The 17,229-nt window shown below is 59.8% G+C and carries 11 protein-coding genes; 5 read left to right on the forward strand and 6 right to left on the reverse strand.

All coding sequences use genetic code 11. The features are described from left to right. Window positions 1-17: 17 nt before the first annotated feature. From HGAS_RS03900 to HGAS_RS03910, 3 genes are read left to right on the forward strand one after another with little or no spacing between them, the layout of a single operon-like run. Window positions 18-9,191, forward strand: a complete 9,174-nt coding sequence (locus HGAS_RS03900) for a type I polyketide synthase (protein WP_019126569.1) — start codon at window positions 18-20, stop codon at window positions 9,189-9,191. Between the two features lie 8 nt (window positions 9,192-9,199). After that, the gene (locus HGAS_RS03905) at window positions 9,200-9,736 is read left to right on the forward strand and encodes a holo-ACP synthase (protein WP_019126570.1); all 537 of its coding nucleotides are present in this window, start codon (window positions 9,200-9,202) and stop codon (window positions 9,734-9,736) included. Next, the gene (locus HGAS_RS03910; protein ID WP_019126571.1) at window positions 9,733-10,347 is read left to right on the forward strand and encodes a biotin transporter BioY; all 615 of its coding nucleotides are present in this window, start codon (window positions 9,733-9,735) and stop codon (window positions 10,345-10,347) included. The genes HGAS_RS03905 and HGAS_RS03910 overlap by 4 nt, the downstream gene beginning before the upstream one ends. 100 nt (window positions 10,348-10,447) lie before the next feature. Here the strand turns inward: HGAS_RS03910 and tadA are convergent, their stop codons facing one another. Beyond that, complete coding sequence (tadA, locus tag HGAS_RS03915; protein ID WP_019126572.1) at window positions 10,448-11,455, reverse strand: tRNA adenosine(34) deaminase TadA; 1,008 nt, start codon at window positions 11,453-11,455, stop codon at window positions 10,448-10,450. A gap of 57 nt (window positions 11,456-11,512) precedes the next feature. Here tadA and upp point away from each other — a divergent pair, with 57 nt between their 5' ends. Next, a complete protein-coding gene (gene upp / locus HGAS_RS03920; RefSeq protein WP_009407884.1) occupies window positions 11,513-12,151 on the forward strand; it encodes a uracil phosphoribosyltransferase in 639 nt (212 codons plus the stop codon). A 152-nt stretch (window positions 12,152-12,303) separates the two neighbouring features. On the opposite strand, the gene HGAS_RS03925 is transcribed toward upp, so the two are convergent. The 5 genes from HGAS_RS03925 to HGAS_RS03945 all read right to left on the reverse strand — a co-directional run bounded on the left by HGAS_RS03925 (window position 12,304) and on the right by HGAS_RS03945 (window position 16,100). Further along, window positions 12,304-13,143 carry a MetQ/NlpA family ABC transporter substrate-binding protein gene (locus HGAS_RS03925; RefSeq protein WP_019126573.1) on the reverse strand — a complete coding sequence of 280 codons (840 nt, stop codon included), beginning with the start codon at window positions 13,141-13,143 and terminating at the stop codon, window positions 12,304-12,306. A 116-nt stretch (window positions 13,144-13,259) separates the two neighbouring features. Next, window positions 13,260-13,982 (reverse strand): methionine ABC transporter permease, encoded by a 723-nt coding sequence (locus HGAS_RS03930; protein ID WP_019126574.1) that lies wholly within the window; start codon window positions 13,980-13,982, stop codon window positions 13,260-13,262. Continuing rightward, window positions 13,979-15,076 carry a methionine ABC transporter ATP-binding protein gene (locus HGAS_RS03935; RefSeq protein ID WP_019126575.1) on the reverse strand — a complete coding sequence of 366 codons (1,098 nt, stop codon included), beginning with the start codon at window positions 15,074-15,076 and terminating at the stop codon, window positions 13,979-13,981. Before HGAS_RS03935 ends, HGAS_RS03930 begins: the two co-directional genes overlap by 4 nt. Before the next feature lie 71 nt (window positions 15,077-15,147). Next, window positions 15,148-15,525 carry a fluoride efflux transporter FluC gene (locus tag HGAS_RS03940; RefSeq protein WP_019126576.1) on the reverse strand — a complete coding sequence of 126 codons (378 nt, stop codon included), beginning with the start codon at window positions 15,523-15,525 and terminating at the stop codon, window positions 15,148-15,150. Next, window positions 15,522-16,100 (reverse strand): fluoride efflux transporter FluC, encoded by a 579-nt coding sequence (locus tag HGAS_RS03945; RefSeq protein WP_019126577.1) that lies wholly within the window; start codon window positions 16,098-16,100, stop codon window positions 15,522-15,524. Before HGAS_RS03945 ends, HGAS_RS03940 begins: the two co-directional genes overlap by 4 nt. Before the next feature lie 23 nt (window positions 16,101-16,123). On the opposite strand from HGAS_RS03945, the gene gluQRS reads away from it, so the two are divergent. Beyond that, entirely contained in the window at window positions 16,124-17,158 is a 1,035-nt protein-coding gene (gene gluQRS, locus HGAS_RS03950; RefSeq protein WP_019126578.1) for a tRNA glutamyl-Q(34) synthetase GluQRS, read from the forward strand. Window positions 17,159-17,229: the final 71 nt, after the last annotated feature.

Genomic DNA, 17,229 nt, shown 5'->3' on the forward strand with positions numbered 1-17,229 from the left:
AGGAAAGTAGATTAATCATGACCGCATTTTTTGCCGAAATCCCCACTCCCTATGCACTGACTTTTGCGGGACAGGGGTCCGCGTGGCGCCCTGCTCTCTCGACGTCCCTCTCCTTCCCCCCTCACGCCGCACTGCTGCGCAAGCACTACCAGGCGATGCGTGAGCTTCTTGCTCCCGTTGCCGGCGAGCTTCTGACCAGCGCTCCCGGTTCCTTGGAGCGCCTGAACGCGCTTTTGGACGGCAACACTCAGGACCTTCCGCTGGACCGTTCCGCCTCCGTCTCCGTACCGGGTATCACCTTGGCTCAGCTGGCTGCTCTGGCAGATCTTGATGCAACCCAGTTGGATGTCCACACGACTTCTCCCCTGCTGCTCGGTCATTCCCAGGGCATCTTGGGCGCCGAGGTTGCCCGCGCGTGGATCGCCCGCGATAACCATCGCCTCACCCACGTCCTGGCCCTCGCAGTGCTCATCGGTGCCGCTGCGCAATCGGTCAGCATCCGTTTGGGCGCGACAAACTTGGGCGAAGCAACCCCGATGCTCTCCGTTCGCGGACTTCCGGCCTCGATGATTACCGAGGCCGTTGAGGGTTCTCCCGTTTCCCTGGCCGTTGTCAACGGCCCGCGCTCCGTCGTTCTTTCCGGTCGCCCTGGTGATCTTGAAGCCTGCCGCCGTCAGCTTGAGGCTCAGGTTGCAGCCTCGAACCGTGCGCTGGAAGAGCACCTGACCGGTGGTACTCCTCTTGAGGCAATCGTCGAATTCCTGCCTGTTTCCGCACCCTTCCATTCGCCTCTGTTGGAGGAAGCAGTTTCGCAGGTGGTTTCGTGGGCACGGAGCTTGGCAGCAGCCGGTCACGGAATTGATGACACCGAGGCCGAGCGCGTTGCCCGCGCAATCCTCGTTGAGCGCGATGACTGGTCTGCAGCGATTTCCACAGCCCTCGGCCAGGGCGTGAAGACATTCGTTGATCTGGGGCCGTCGAATATGCTCACGCGCCTCACCCAGGATCTCCTGGATGGAAGCGGCGCACAGATCGTGGATGCGTCGACTGCATCGCGCCGCACCGAACTCGATGAAGAAGGCTCGTCAATCGAAGCACCCGCAGACTGGTCGCAGTTCGCTCCCAAGGTCGTTGCTCTTCCCGACGGACGTCGCGTGGTTTCAACGGCATTCACCCGCTTGACGGGACGCTCTCCCATCATCCTTCCGGGTATGACTCCCACAACCGTCGGGCCTCGTATCGTTGCTGCAGCTGCAAATGCCGGTCACTGGGCGGAAATGGCCGGCGGCGGCCAGTACTCCGAAGAAGTCTTCACCGAGCACCGTCTTGAGCTTCAAAAGCTCCTTGAACCCGGCCGCACCGCGGGATTCAACACGATGTTCTTTGATCGTTTCATGTGGAACCTGCAATTCGGTGTCAACCGTATTGTTCCCAAGGCCCGCCGCGCAGGTGCTCCCATCGATGCGGTGACGATCGCCGCCGGTATCCCCGAATTGGACGAGGCCCGCGAGCTGATCGCGCAGTTGCGCGCCGATGGCTTCGAATACCTGTGCCTCAAGCCCGGAACCGTCGAGCAGATCGAACAGGTCGTTCGTATTGCACAGGCAAACCCGGATCAGACCCTGATTATTCAGGTGGAAGACGGCCACTCTGGTGGCCACCACTCATGGGAAAACCTTGACGATCTGCTCTTGGCTACCTACGCACAAATCCGTCGTACACCCAACCTTGTTCTTGCTGTTGGCGGCGGTATTGGTTCGGCTGCGGATGCCGCTCGTTACATCACCGGACAGTGGTCCGTCGATCTGGGCTCAGCACCGATGCCCGTCGATGCTGTTCTGGTAGGTACGGCCTCGATGGCGACACTAGAAGCCGAAACTTCTCCTCAGGTGAAGCAACTGCTCAAGGACACCCCCGGTGTTGGCGGTGATGGATGGGTCGGTACCGGCCAGGTACGCGGTGGCATGACCTCCGGTTTGTCCCACCTGAATGCGGACATGCACGAGATTGAGAACTCCTCTGCTCGCGCTTCACGCCTCATTCACGAGGTCGGCTCCGACCAGGAGTCCATCGACGCACACCGCGATGAACTCATTGAGGCCATGAACAAGACTGCAAAGCCCTACTTCGGTGACCTCTCTGAAATGACCTACGCCGATTGGGCGCGCCGCGTCATTGATCTGTCCTACCCCTGGGCCGATTGGACGTGGACGGATCGCGCTCTGGATCTCTTCCACCGTATTGAGTCCCGCCTGAACCCGGCCGACCACGGTGATATCCCCACGCTTTTCGAAAGCCGCGATGATCTTGAAGACGGCCAGGCCGCTTTAGCCCGCTTGCTCGAGGCCTATCCTCAGGCCGAGACCACCCGCGTGATTCCCGCCGATGTTGCATGGTTCCCGGTCCTGTGCCGCAAGCACCACAAGCCCATGCCCTTCGTTCCCGTTCTGGACGGAGATCTTGCTCGCTGGTGGGGCACCGACACGCTGTGGCAGTCCCAGGATGCACGTTTTGATGCAGACGCAGTCCGCATCATCCCCGGCCCCCGTTCGGTCGCCGGAATTGATCGCGTTGATGAGCCCATCGGTGAGATGTTTGCTCGTTTTGAGCAGGCTGTCGTCGATGCAGTCTCCACAGACGACGCGCGCATTCCCCAGGTCTGGTCTCGTTTCCACGATCTGGCTGACGCGGCCTCGTTCCTGCGGGAAATCTCCCACATCCAGTGGGCGGGCAACCTGGTCGATAACCCGGCCTACACCTCGGTCGAGGCCACGGAAATCCTTCACGATGAGGGCGGATACTCGATTCGCATTCACTGCGATTCGATGTGGGATCAGACTCCGAATAGCTCTCACCACTCGGTTGAGTACATCGACATCCCCGTTCTTCTTTCCAGCGCGTGTATGACCGGCGCTTACCCGGTTGTTGACATGTCGCGACTGTCCGTGACCGCTTACGATCTGCTTGCCGGCGCCGCTGGTGTGGGCACGACGACCGTGAATGGCGACCACATTGAGAAGATGCCCGCTGTCATCCCCGGCGAAGGTTTCGGCACGGTTCACGATTCCTTCACTTTCACCGAGAACCTGGGCTACGCTCACGGCGCGGTAACTGGTGGCGCACTGTCAACGCAGCTCGCCTCGGGAGTTCCCGACGCCCTGGTCGGTCCCTGCTGGCCTGCAATTTACGCCGCACTGGGCTCGGCAATGTACCAGGGAGTCCCGGTCATTGAAGGCCTAGTCAATGCCGTTCACCTGGACCATTCGATCTTCTTTGATGCCCCGCTTCCCGCTTACGGAACCCGCGTCGAGGTCGTGGGACGCTGCGCTGAGCTCGCTGAGTCTTCGGCCGGTCGCGTGGTGCGCGTCGAACTTGAGTTGAGCGCTGAAGGCACAGTTTTTGCTCGCCTAGTTGAGCGTTTCGCTATCCGAGGCCGCATCGCCTCGACCCAGCCGCCCGCACCGGCACCCGAGGTCGCAGATTCCTACACGGATACGCCGCGTTCTTTCCTGCGTCACGTGCGCGTTCAGGCTCCCGAAAACATGACGGCTTTCGCCATTGTTTCCGGAGACTTCAACCCGATTCACACCTCCTACGCTGCTGCACGTCTTTCCGGTCTTGCAGCTCCGCTGGTTCACGGTATGTGGCTGTCCGCGACCGTTCAGCATCTGCTGTGCGCTCACTCGACTCAGCCGGTTGACAGCCCTGATCGACTGGGTGTTATTCGTTCCGTTGACATGCCCGAGGTCGAGATTGAAGCCTGGTCCTACCGCATGTTCGGTATGGTTCAGCTCTCGGACATCGTGGATATCACCATTGAGCGCGTGGGTCGTATCGGTGGCGAATTGGTCCTTGAGGCCACGTGCCGCATTGGCGATGAGGTCGTCTCCATCGCACGTGCACTTACTCGCGCACCCCGCACCGCTTATGTCTACCCCGGTCAGGGTATCCAGCGAAAGATGATGGGCTTGGAGCACATGAGCTCAACCGCTCGCGCGGTGTGGGCGCAAGCCGATGCTCATACTCGCAAGGCTCTGGGCTTCTCCATCGAGGCCATTGTTCGCACAAACCCGACCGAACTTCGCGTCGGCGATGAGGTCTTCCGCCACCCCAAGGGCGTCCTCAACCTCACGCAATTCACCCAGGTTGCTCTGGCAACTTTGGCTTACGCCCAGACCGAGGAACTCCGCGCGGAGAACGCCCTTGTGGATCACTCCTTCTACGCGGGACACTCCTTGGGCGAATACACTGCCCTCTCCGCCTACGCACGGATTTTCCCCCTCGAGCAGGTTCTGGAAATTGTGTTCCAGCGCGGTTCGGCCATGCACCACTTGGTCGAGCGCGACGCACAGGGTCGATCGAACTACGCAATGGGCGCTCTTCGCCCCAACCAATTCGGTATGGGCGACGCAGAGGTCCGCGACTACGTGGCCTCGATCGCTGAAAAGTCCGGCGAGTTCTTGGAGATCGTTAACTACAACCTGGCTGGTTCTCAGTACTCGGTTGCCGGAACGGTCGCCGGCCTGAAGGCCTTGGAAGAGGACACCGCACAACGTGCCCGCGAACACGGTGGCCGCCGAGCGCTCATCATGATTCCCGGAATCGACGTTCCCTTCCACTCCTCGCGCCTGCGCGCTGGAGTCCCGGCCTTCCGTGACAAGCTCGATTCTCTGCTTCCCCAGGACATCAACCTCGAGGTTCTTGAGGGACGCTACATCCCGAACTTGGTTGCTCGCCCCTTCGAGCTCACTCAAGATTTTGCTCAGTCGATTCTTGACGTTGTTCCATCTGAGGCAACTCAAAAGATCGTCGACAATTGGGATGAAGCGATCGCTGACCCGCAAGCCACCGCACGCACCCTGCTCATCGAGCTCCTCTCGTGGCAGTTTGCGTCGCCGGTTCGCTGGATTGAGACTCAGGATCTGCTCTTCAGCGCTCCCCCGCAGGGCTTGGGCGTTGAGCGCGTGATTGAGATCGGTTTGGCATCTTCGCCGACTCTGGCCAACATGGCGTCACGGACGCTTTCGCAGCCTAAGTTCGCGCAGACGAATATCGATGTGCTGAACGTCGAGCGCGATGCCGCACGTGCCCGCAACGAGGACGCGGTCGCTCAGCCCGAGCGCGCACAATCCGACGCGTCGGCGCCCAGCGACGAGGCCGCTCCCGCTGCTCCCGAAAGCAACGCCTCGGCAGCGGAAGTCCCCGCAGCAAGCACACCCGCGGTCGAAGCACCTTCCGCGGCCCCGGCCACAGCCCCCGCGGCTGCAGCAAGCGGAACCATGCCGGAACTCCCGCTCTCGGCCTCGGATGCTATCCGCGTTCTTCTGGCCTTCTCGAACAAGCTCCTCCCCGAGCAGATCGATGCCTCTGACACGGTCGAAACCCTGACAAATGGCGTGTCGTCAAAGCGCAACCAGCTGCTCATGGACATGGCCGCTGAGCTCTCGCTCTCGACCATCGAAGGCGCGGCTGAAGCATCGATGGGCGATCTCTTCGCGACCATCGACACTCTGGTTCCCAGCTACGCGCCTTTTGGCCCGGTCCTTAGCGACGCAATCAACTCCAAGCTGCGCAAGATCTTCGGTTCTGCAGGACTTCCCGCAAGCTTCACGACCGGTTACGTCAAGGACAACTGGGGCCTGAGCGAGCAGTGGGCCGCACGCGTGAACGCAGAAATCCTGCTGGGCACCCGTGAAGGTGACTCGATCCGTGGTGGTACCCTCTCGACTCTGCCCGGCTCGGTTTCCTCTGCGAAGGACGCCTCAGCGCTCATCGATCAGGCTCTGGCTTTGATCGCAGCACGCGAGGGCTTGACCCTCTCGCGTCCAAGCTCCGGTGGTGGCGCCGGCGGCGAGGTCGTTGATTCTGCGGCTTTGCGCGACCTGGAAGATCGCATTTTGGGTGAGCGCGGCATCTTGGCCAACCAAGCACGCGACATTCTCAAGGTTCTGGGCATCTCTACTACCCCCGCGGCAGTGGAGAGCGAAGATTCCTCCGCTCTGATCGCGGCCGTCGAGGCCGAGCTTGGGGCAAATTGGGAAGCCTCCGTGCGCCCCGCCTTTGATGAGGGCCGCGCGGTCCTCCTTGACGATCGCTGGGCAACTGCTCGCGAAGACCTCGCCCGTATCTTTGCTGGTGCTGCTTCCGCTGAAAGCCTTGCGCCTGAGCGTCTACGCGGTGCAGGACAATCGCTGAGCGAACTGGCGAAGTGGTACAGCGCCAACACCTCGGATGCGGGTCTCAAGGACTACTTCGCCCGCGTCGCCCAGGCTGCTCTTGAGGCAGCTGAGGGCCGCTTCGCCGGAGATGTCGCGCTTGTGACCGGCGCTGCTCCTCACTCGATCGCGGCTGCAGTCGTCGGTGAGCTTCTTGCCGGTGGCGCAACCGTCATCATGACCTCATCGCGAGTCAACGATGCACGACTGGCATTCGCCAAGGAGCTGTACCGCACACACGCCGCAATCGGCGCAACCCTGTGGATCGTCCCCGCAAACATGGCATCCTTCCGCGATGTTGACGCGCTGATCTCCTGGGTTGGTAGCGAACAGACCGAGACGCACGGGGCAACGACCGAGGTCGTCAAGCCCGCGCTTCTTCCCGATCTCTTCGTTCCCTTCGCAGCGCCTCGCGTTTCTGGGACCGTTGGTGCGGATCCTCAGGGTGCTCTTGCTCAAGAACGCCTGCTTCTGTGGAGCGTCGAACGCGCAATCCACCTACTCTCCGGCTTGGGTGCAGACACGGCTCCCAACCACCGCACGCACATCTTGCTTCCCGGTTCGCCGAACCGCGGAATCTTCGGTGGCGACGGTGCATACGGCGAAGCAAAGGCAGCCTTCGACGCGATTGCGACCAAGTGGGAGCACGAGTCCGGTTGGCCGACGCGCACGAGCATCGCTCACCCGCTGATCGGTTGGGTTCAGGGAACCTCCCTCATGGGCGGAAACGACATCCTGGTTCCCGCGGCTGAGGCGGCAGGTGTGCACGTCTACACGACCGAAGAAATCGCCGGCGAACTTGCCCAGCTCCTCACCCGTGAGGTCCGCGAGCAGGCCGCTCAGGCTCCCGTTCACGCCGACCTGACCGGCGGCTTGGCCGAGGCGGGACTTGACCTTCCAGCGCTGGCTCGCCAAGCACGCGAGCAGGCGACGGCCTCGGCACAGGACACTCAGGCAGAGAAGCAAGCAACCCTGCGGGCATTGCCCAACCCGGTTGTTCCTTCGCTGGCTGCACCGATCGAGTGGGCAACTCCTCGCGCGCAACTGCGCGATCAGATCGTCATTGTTGGCACCGGTGAAATTGGCACCTGGGGCTCGGGACGTACCCGTGAAGAGGCCGAATTCGGTCAGGACTTTGATCTGACCGCTGCCGGCGTCCTCGAGATGGCCTGGATGATGAAGCTCATCAACTGGTCTGATAGCCCGCAGCCCGGCTGGTACGACGCTTCTGGCGCACCGGTTGACGAGGCCGAGATCTACGATCGTTTCCGCGATGAAGTTGTTGCCCGCTCGGGTATCCGTCGCTTCAACGACGATTCAAACATGATCGATTGCGGTTCGAATGACGTTCGCACGGTCTTCTTGACCAGCGAGCAGACCTTCACCGTGGACACCAAGGCTGAAGCCGAAGACTACGTCTTGGCGGATCCTTCGCACACAACGATCTGGGAAGAAAACGGTACGTGGCATGTCACCAAGTCCGCTGGTTCTCCCGTCCAAGTCCCCGCGCGTGCAACTCTGACCCGCACAGTCGGCGGCCAGATCCCCGAAGACTTCGACCCGGCTCAGTGGGGTATCCCCGCTTCCATGGTCGAGGCCTTGGACCGCATCGCTGTCTGGAACTTGGTCACCGCAGTGGATGCCTTCATCACTTCGGGCTTCTCCCCCGCTGAGCTCCTGCAGGCCGTCCACCCCGCGGACGTGTCCTCGACACAGGGCACGGGTATCGGTGGCATGGAGTCCCTGCGCCAGGTCTTCCTCTCGCGCTTCCTGGGTGAAGATCGTCCGCAGGACATCCTTCAAGAGGCCCTGCCCAATGTCGTGGCCGCACACACCATGCAGTCCTTCATTGGCGGCTACGGCCAGATGATCCACTCGGTGGGCGCTTGCGCAACTGCCGCGGTTTCTATCGAGGAAGCCGTCGACAAGATCCGTCTGGGCAAGTCCGACTTCGTTGTCGCCGGCGGTATCGACGATATTTCCGTCGAATCGCTCACCGGCTTTGGCAACATGAACGCGACCGCCGAGTCCGCAGCGCTTGAAGCACGTGGAATCACTCCGCGCCACTTCTCTCGCGCTGGAGACCGTCGCCGCGCGGGCTTCCTCGAAGCTGCCGGCGGTGGCACTTTGCTGGTCACCCGCGGCGATATCGCAGCGGATCTGGGCCTACCGGTCCAAGCGGTTGTCGCCTACGCGCGTTCCTTCGCAGACGGTGCACACACCTCGATCCCGGCCCCCGGCCTCGGCGCCTTGGCGGCTGCACGCGGCGGTCGCAATTCCCAGCTGGCTCGCGCCCTCGAGGACCTCGGTCTGAGCGCGGACGATATCGCGGTTGTCTCCAAGCACGACACCTCAACTCGTGCGAATGACCCGAACGAAGCCGAGCTTCACTCGCGCCTATCGGCTGCACTCGGACGTTCAGCGGGTAACCCGCTGTATGTCGTGTCGCAGAAGACCCTGACCGGTCATGCAAAGGGTGGCGCTGCGCTCTTCCAGGCGGCAGGTTTGATCGATATCTTCCGTCGCCAGGAACTGCCCGCAAACCGCGCGCTGGATTGCTTGGATCCGGAAATGGCTCAGTGGATGCCGCTCCTGTGGCTGCGTCAGCCGCTGGACATGTCCGCTTCCCCCGTCCGCGCCGGTGTCCTGACCTCGCTGGGCTTCGGCCACATCGCCGCGATGGTCGTCCTTGTTCACCCCGCTGCCTTTGAGGCTGCGCTGCGTGCCGAACGTGGCGAGGCCGCTCTGGCTCAGTGGCGTGAACGCGCCCAGAAGCGCCTGGAAGAGGGACGTCGTCACCTGGAGCAGGGAATGATCGGACACGCGGAGCTCTTCGTTCCCATTGAGGGGCGTCGCCTTCCGGCAACCGACACTCACGAGGCCGAGGTTGCCCTGCTTCTGGATCCTTCCGCTCGCTTGGGTGCAGATGGCACCTACGCATCGGCGGCTTCGGATTCACAGGAAGCTCAGAACTGAGAACCGGTATGAAACCGGCAGCTATCGGTGTCGACCTGGTCGATGTTGCTTCTTTTGGGGAGCAGCTCGGCCAGGAAGGCTCGGTATTTCATCGAGTCTTTACTGCTCGGGAGTGGAATGCAGCAGCGCGTTTCACTCCCGAGCAGGGGGCACCCGTCAGCGAAGCTTCTGAGGGCCTTTCGACTTCCCACGCGAGTTCAGGGTTGTCGATGCGTTCTATGTCAATGCGTTCGATTCAGTCCCTTGCAGCTCGCTGGGCGGCGAAGGAGGCCTTCATCAAGGCTTGGTCCTCCCTGTACTACGGTCGCGAAGATCCGCTCGAGCGCGACCAGGTTAATTGGGCCGAAATCGAAGTGGTGAATGACCGTTGGGGGCGCCCTTCCCTGCGCTTCCACGGAGAAATTGCCACCGCACTTAAGCAAACAGAACGCGAGATTTCAGCTTCACTCACATGGCTTGTTTCTTTATCCCACGACGGTAACTACGCGATCGCATGGATTCATGCGTACCCATCCGAATCACACTCTTCAAAGGATTTCTCATGACGACACCACTGGCTTCTTCGACTTTCTCACCGGTACTAGCCGACCACTTCGGTAGCGCATCGCTTCGTCGAGATGCTCTTGCCGTTCTCGCAGGCGCGGGACTCGTAGGCATCCTGGCACAGGTCGCCATTCCCATGTGGCCTGTGCCCATCACCGGTCAAACTCTTGGTGTTCTGCTGGTCGGCGCTATTCTGGGCTCACGTCGCGGGGCTCTCTCACTGCTTTCTTATCTGGTACTTGGCCTTGCTGGAGTGCCGTGGTTCTCCTCCGCAAGTGGCGGTATTGCAGCACTTGCAAAACCGTCTTTTGGTTTCATCATTGGCTTCATTCCGGCTGCATGGTTGATCGGAAAGCTCTCTGAACGCGCATGGGATCGCCACCTCTGGCTGTCTCTTGCGGCATTCGGCGGAGCAACCCTGGTTCCCTTCCTGGTTGGCATTCCCTATATGTGGTTTGTTGTCCGCATGGGTGGTGTCAGCATGTCTTTCGCGCAGACCATGAATGCAGGATTCACGCCCTTTATCGTGGGCGGAATCGTTAAGGCGATCGCAGGGGCGGCTGTGATTGGAAGCCTGTGGAAGGCGGTCGGCCACGTGGGACTCGATCGGTAAACCCACGTCGACAGTTTTGATGGGTGTGGCCCGCGCACAACGCGCGGGCCACACCCATATCGTTTGATGAGGAGCGCTCGGCGCTTTCCCCAAGGCCGAACTACTCCTGAGTGGCCCTTCCATGCTTTGACGCGCGTGTACGAACAACAATCCCGGCCGTTCCAGGGGCAAACTCAGCGGGCTTGAGCTGAGGAAGCACCAGAGGCTGCTTCGCTTGAGCAGCGGGCTGTGTAGCTCTTTGAGGAGCCTGCTGAGCCTGGGAGCTCGTCTGAGGGGCGTCGTTCGTAGCCGCGTACGAGCGCACCCGACGAGGCGGCACAGAGCTGTGGCCATTGCGCGGAGCTGCCGAGGCCGCCACGTCTGCTCGCGGAGCCGCTGCGGGAGTTTCTATTGCTGTGGCTTGCTTTGCACCTGCCGGCTCCACCTGAGCCGCCTGCGCGGCTTCCGTGGCCTCAGGATGGTTCATGCGCGCAAGGATCGAAGCGATGGCTGCAGCGGTCGGGTCGGCCTCTGGGGTTTCCTGCGCGGCAGGGGCCTCGGGAATGGAAATTTCCGGCTGGGCATGGGAAGCGGCCCAACCACTCAGGGTTTCAATTTCAGGCTCTTTAGATTCACGTACACGCGGAGGGATGCCAACGAAGGGGTTGTCCGGACGATCCCGACGCGTTTCGAAGAATGCACGAAGCTGGACGGTTGCTTCCTGTGCCAGAACTCCGGGAACGACCTCGACCTGGTGATTGAGGCGAGAATCACGAAGAACATCGCGCAGCGACCCAGCTGCTCCAGCCTTGGGGTCCCATGCGCCAAAGACGACGCGGTCAACGCGAGATGAAACTATTGCGCCCGCGCACATCGTGCAGGGCTCCAGGGTGACAACCAACGTGCAACCGATGAGATTCCATCGATTCAAACGCTTTCCGGCCTCTCGCAGAGCCATGATCTCAGCGTGACCGCAGGGATCGTGCTCGGCCTCGCGGCAATTCCAGCCGCGGCCAATAATCCGTCCTACTGAGTCAATAACGACCGCACCCACGGGGACATCTCCCGATTCGCGTGCTTTATTCGCCAGGAAGAGTGCGCGGGCCATCGCTTCTTTGTACTGATCCATAGTTGCCACCCCTTCAGCCTATCGCGTAAACCCTACTTCGCGGGTTACTCTTGAACCATGCGCCTTCATATTGCTGATCACCCGCTCATTGCCCACAAGCTCACCGTTCTGCGTGACCGCGACACCCACTCGGCAACTTTCCGCCAACTGGTTGACGAATTGGTCACCCTTCTTGCGTACGAAGCCACACGCCACGTCTCAACCACTGAGATCGCAATCAACACTCCTGTTGCGCCTACCGTTGGCAAGCGCATTAGCGAGCCGCGGCCCATCGTAGTCCCCGTACTTCGTGCTGGGCTGGGAATGCTCGAAGGAATGACCCGTCTTCTTCCCACCGCCGAGGTTGGCTTCCTGGGAATGAAGCGCGATGAAAAGACTCTTGAGGTTGAAACCTACGCAAACCGTCTTCCCGAAGATCTCTCGGGCCGCCAGTGCTTCGTTCTGGATCCAATGCTCGCAACCGGTCACACCATGGTTGCCGCAACCAAGTACCTCTTCGATCGCGGAGCCAAGGATGTGACCTGTGTCTGCCTGCTGGCTGCTCCCGAGGGCCTGAAGGTTCTGGAAGACTTCGTGGGCGATCGCGCAGATGTGACCGTAGTTGTCGCTTCGGTTGATGAGCGCCTCAACGAAAAGTCCTACATCGTCCCCGGTCTGGGTGACGCCGGCGACCGCCTCTACGGCATCGTCGACTGAGTTGAGCTCCGCTTAGATTCCTCAAACTCAAGGTGGCCACGTCCAAAGGGACGTGGCCACCTTTATGCGTGTGGGACATGCGTGTGGGGGGCGCGGCTTGGCCGCGCCCCCCACATCAAAGTAACGATCAGTTAAATCGCAAGAAGCCTTGATCAGAAGGCCGGAATTACCGAGCCATCCTTCCAGGTGTCCTCGATGTACTTCTTCACCTGGTCAGAGTGCAAAAGCTCATCCAGCTTCTTCACTGCCTCGGCCTTATCGCCTGAAACACTGGTCTTCCACACGAGGACATTCACCGAAGGGTTGTTTTCGGGGGACTCGACAGCCAGACCATCGCGCGAGGGCGCCAGGCCACCTTCCTGTGCGAAGTTACCGTTGATCACCGAGTAGTCAGTCTCGCCCAGGTTAGAGACCAGAACGGGTCCGTCAATTTCCTTGAAGTCGAAGTTCTTCAGCTTCTTGACGGTGTAAACATTGACGTCACCGCTTGCGGGGATCTCAACAAAACCGTTCGCAGCAAGAAGGCGAAGTGCGCGCTCCTGGTTGGTGACATCGGAGATCACGCCAATGATTCCGCCCTTTTCGGGAAGCTCATCCAGAGACTTGTGCTTGGAGGAGTAGATAGCCAGGGGCTCGAGGTGGATGCCCTTACCGGGAGTGAAGTCGTAGTTGAACTGCTGCTCAGCCTTCTCCAAATAGGGAACGGTCTGGTGGTAGGTGGCATCAACTTCACCCTGATCCAGCGCGCGGTTGGGCAGATCGTAGTCGGTGAATTCCTTGATGTTGATGTTGATTCCCGCGTCCTTTGCCAGGTTGTCCTGGATGTACTTGAGGATCTTCGCGTGAGGCGAGGGGCTGGCAGCAACGGTGATGGTGGTTGCACCGTTCGAAGATGATGAAGAGCCCGTGGAACCGCTGGAGCAGGCCGAGAGAACCAGTGCTGCTGCAACGCCAAGACCAGCAAGAGTACGAAGAGAACGAGAGTGACGCATGAGAGTAATTCCTTTGATTGTCTATTTCCTACAAGCGGGGGGACCTGAGTGGCCCGGGATCATCCCGCGAATTTTCTTAGTTACCAAGCAGAGTTCGCGACCCGGCTGGTGGATGCTCAGCGGTGATCCACCAGCCGGCTGAGCATGTCGCCAATCATTTGAATTAACTGAACGATGATGATGATCGCAACGACCGAGCAGATCATCGTGTCCGTCTGGAAACGGTGATACCCGTAGTCGATCGCCATCTTTCCGAGGCCGCCCGCACCAACAACGCCCATCATTGCCGAGTAGCCCACCAGGGTAATCGCCAAAACCGTCACGGACTGGATGATGCCGGGCAAGGCCTCGCGAACCAAAATGCTCCAACGGATCCGGCGGTTTGAGGCCCCAGCCATGAGGGCGGCCTCGACCTTACCGTTTTCGACGGAAAGCAGGTTGGTTTCCACCAGGCGAGCAAAGAACGGAATCGCACCGATCACCAAGGGGAAGGTCGCTCCCTGCCACGTGATTGCACTGCGCATGACGAACCTGGTCACCGGAAGCAGCACGATGATGAGGATAAGGAAGGGGAAAGAGCGGCCAACATTGACAATCAAACCAACGATCTGGTTGATGGCCTTGTTAGGAGTGAGTCCCGTCTTCGAGGTCTGGACAAGCAGCAGACCCAAAGGAAGGCCGATGAGCACGGTAAAGAGAGTGCCGAAGAAGACCATGAGCAGGGTCTCCCAGATTGCCGGGAAGAACTGCTGGGTGAGTGCGGGGTTGTCTCCCCACGTCGGGTCACCTTTACCCAGTGGAAGCAGCGTCAAAGCTGTTGAAAGAGCCGAAAGGTTCACAGCGACCTCACCTCCACATGCGCGCCCTGGGCGCGAATCTGCTCAATAATCGAAGAACGCTCGGCTGCGGGGATCGCCAGAGCCAGGCGACCAACTTGGACAGAACCCATCGATTCGAAGGTCCCTGCGGTCACATCCGCGCCAAGCTTTGCGGCAAGGTTGAGCATATTCGAGCCAGTGGGAACACCCGGATGCGACGTGAAGATCACGTCCAGAAGGATATTTCCAGATTCCCAGGGCTGGGCTGAGGCTTTGGCTGAGGTTTTGGCCTCCGCTGAGCTGCTCTGTGCAGCGATTTCACGGGCGGTCAGCTCACGATTGAAGTCGGTGACATCTAGTTCGTCAACACTGGGCGCAGGAACCAATTCCTTTGCCAGAGGCGAACCCGGGTCAGCCAGAACTTCTTCGATTGTTCCACTCTGGACAATTCCTCCATCTTTCAGAAGTGTTACGGAATCACAGATTTCGCGGACGACCGACATTTCATGGGTGATGATGACGATAGTGACGCCGGTTTCATCGCGCACCTGACGCAGCAGCGACAAAATCGCGCGGGTTGATTCGGGGTCAAGGGCTGAGGTTGGCTCATCACAGAGCAAGACTCGAGGGGTATCTGAAAGCGCACGCGCAATACCGACGCGTTGGCGCTGGCCACCGGAAAGCTCTGAGGGGTAGGCACCGCCACGGTGCTCGAGGCCGACTAGCGCAAGAAGTTCACGAACGCGTCCTTTGCGTTGCTCGCGGGTGAATTCTTTCTTCGCGGCGACTTTCAGCGGGAATGCGATATTTTCTCCCGCGGTCTTGGCATCGAAAAGGTTAGCTGCTTGGAAGACCATGCCGATCTTGCGTCGCGCTTGGCGCAGCTCGCGCCCACGAAGCTGCGACAGATCAATGTCATCAACGATGATCGACCCAGAAGTGGGTTTTTCCAGAGCCGTCAGACAGCGAATGAGCGTTGACTTACCGGCACCCGATTGGCCCACGATTCCGTGAATGCTTCCTGCTTCAACGTGCAGATTCACGTGGTCAAGGGCAACGACATCATCACTTCCCTTCACGGGATAGATCTTCGAGACGTCGATCAGATCAATCACTGGGTCCTCCTTCCATGCACCTTCAGACTATGAGGCGGTGCCGGAGTGTCCAAATTTTTCGTTACACAACCTCACATTGCGAAACTGGACGTGAGAAGAAATGCGCAGATAGCCAGGACGCTTCCCCCCAACCAGACGCCAATAACAAGACCGGCGGCAGACAAATACCGACGATGACTCAGAAGCATCACCGCGTCCAGAACGGCGGTGGAAAAGGTTGTAAATCCGCCTAAAAATCCCGTTGAGAGCAGGAAGAATACAGGGGCGTTAGGGGCAAGAAACCCCGCGAGCGCACCAGCGCATGCACATCCCAGTAGATTTACCACACCGATCCCCCACTGGGGTGTTCGCTTTGCTCGACACTTTTTGAGATAAAGATCCAGCTGCCAGCGAGAGAGCGCACCCAGGGAACCGAAAACGCACACGAGAAGGAAGAGCAGTGGGGTCACTTCTTTTCCCCCCGAGGCCCTGGCCCCTCATTCGAGGCGAGCAAGTACCCCAAAGCAGCAAACCCAATCCCAACTACAAGCAATACAAGGCTTGCGAGCATTCCCTCGATAAGCAGAGGCAAGGAGGACACCACCGCAGCACTAAACGGAGAAGAGACAACTCCGGAAAGCTCACCCCCGGCAGCGGGGACTGCTGTCATTGCTTGGAGCGCATTATGGACACTGGCCATGACCATGGTGGCGTATGTGGTCAAAGCGCCGGCGAAGCCACTTCCGGCGACAAGCATGACTTTTCTTCGCACAGCGTCCTCGTGGAAATAGCCCTGTGCCCACGCAGTGACAAAACCAAGAAAGAAAGCCCCACAAAGATTTACGGCCACCGTGGACCAAGAAAAAACCGTAAGTTTCCCGCTACCCGTAGCTGCAAGATCCAATCCCGCACGAATTGCTGTGCCAAGGAAAGCTCCGAAAGCAACACACAACCACGAGGGAACGCGCGTGAGCCAGCTCAGGTGATGATGCATCGATACACCGACGTCCTGCTCATCACCATTCAGATGCGCTCGTGTCTCCATGCATCCAAGGTTAGTCTGGGGGTATGGCATTTGCGTCGACCTTGACATCTCAGGCACACGATGGAGCGGAAAACTCAGCTTCTTCGCATGCGGACTCGGCCTCGGAAATCACAATCGAGGAAGGCCAGCCTACGCACGCCCAAGGCGCCGGACGTTTCGCTCCCTCCCCCAGCGGCGACCTCCACTTGGGCAATCTCCGTACTGCGTTGCTCGCGTGGATGTGGGCGCGGCTCACCGGCCGACGTTTCGTTTTGAGGATTGAAGATATCGACCGGGTGCGTTCCGGCTCCGCGCAACGTCAGATTGACGAATTGAAGGCGCTGGGAATTGATTGGGATGGCGAGGTTCTGATTCAGTCTTCTCGCGCTAAGTTCCACGATGAAGCTGTCAAAACGCTGCTGCGTAACGGGTATGCATTCGAATGCTTCTGCTCGCGCAAAGACATCCGTGAAGCTGCATCCGCACCGCACGTTCCCCCTGGCCATTACCCCGGGACTTGCCTGCACCTGAGCGCATCTGAGATCACCCGAAAGCGCGAAGAATTCGCGGCCGAGGGACGCCGTCCTGCTCTGCGGTTGAAAGCTCCCGTATCGGAGTGGACGGTACATGACGAATATTTTGGCCAGTACACGGGTCCTGTCGACCACTTTGTCATCCAGCGTTCTGATGGGGCACCGGCATATAACCTTGCGGTCGTCATCGATGATGCATTCCAAGGCGTCGATCAGGTCGTTCGTGGAGATGATCTCTTATCCCAGTCCCCCGGCCAAGCTGTCCTTGCACGATTGCTCGGCTACCCGGAAGTCACCTACGCGCACGTCCCCCTGGTTTTAGCGCAATCGGGAGCGCGGCTCGCTAAGCGCGATGGTGCGGTAACCATCGAGGAACTTGCCAAGCGCGGGGTAACTATTGCCCAAATCATTGAGGTTTTAGCCCGCTCGATGGGTGTTGAAGGGGTTCACTCGGCCTCGCAGCTTCTTGAATCAATGGATGTTGAGAAACTGCGCGCACTCCCCCAAAAGCCGTGGACACCTGACTTGGAAAAACTTTTCAGCTAAGTAGACGACGCCGGGAAATCCATACCGGACGGAATTGTGCCCGGGTTGGAAACCGCGTATGCAGCGGATGC

It is taken from the genome of Actinomyces sp. ph3, assembly GCF_000308055.1.
GTDB lineage: Bacteria > Actinomycetota > Actinomycetes > Actinomycetales > Actinomycetaceae > Pauljensenia.